The sequence below is a fragment of the Pantoea sp. Fr-CA_6 genome (genome assembly GCF_024520895.1).
GTDB lineage: Bacteria > Pseudomonadota > Gammaproteobacteria > Enterobacterales > Enterobacteriaceae > Pantoea > Pantoea agglomerans.
Genome location: NZ_JALNPO010000074.1, coordinates 1 through 205 on the forward strand (window position 1 = coordinate 1; position 205 = coordinate 205).

The following is a 205-nucleotide window of genomic DNA, read 5'->3' on the forward strand; positions in this document are numbered from 1 at the left end:
GCGTCGTCGGTGACCGAGCCGCTGGCAATCTCGCCGGTGATCGCACCGACGTCGTCCGTCAGGGTGATGCTGTCGATGACCAGGCCTGAGGTCTGGTTATCCGGCGGCGTGCTGTCGCCGGGGCCGTTGATCACAACGCTGTTGCTGTTGCCCGCCTCGTCGGTGGCTTCCACCACGACGTCTTTGGCGTCCACGCCCGCCGGAT

At 66.8% G+C, this 205-nt stretch carries 1 protein-coding gene; it reads right to left on the reverse strand.

Annotated features, from left to right (window positions below):
• Positions 1-205, reverse strand: a 205-nt coding sequence (locus NR201_RS22665; RefSeq protein WP_256850208.1) for a hypothetical protein, incomplete at both ends; no start/stop codon positions are given.